Annotated in this window: 1 pseudogene; it reads left to right on the plus strand. The window is 69.3% G+C overall.

Going from position 1 to position 218, the window contains the following annotated elements:
- Nucleotides 1-218 (plus strand): annotated as a pseudogene (locus tag TW83_RS21295) (ATP-binding protein); the annotation flags it as partial.

Below are 218 nucleotides of genomic sequence, written 5' to 3' on the forward strand. Positions count from 1 at the left end.
GACCTGATCCGCGTGGCGCGGATGGTCATCGACGACATCGGCCAGCCGGTGATGTTCGACGACGGAGAGATGACGCAGGCCCCGGTGGCCGTCGATCCCGACGCGCTGGCGCTGATCCTGCGCAACCTGTTGCGCAACGCGGTCGACCACGGGACGGGGAACCTGCGGGTGCTGATTTCGGCGGGGCCGGCGTTGACGGTCAGCAATGCGGTCGGGCC

Source organism: Paracoccus sp. S4493 (genome assembly GCF_000967735.1).
GTDB classification, from domain to species: Bacteria; Pseudomonadota; Alphaproteobacteria; order Rhodobacterales; family Rhodobacteraceae; genus Paracoccus; species Paracoccus marcusii.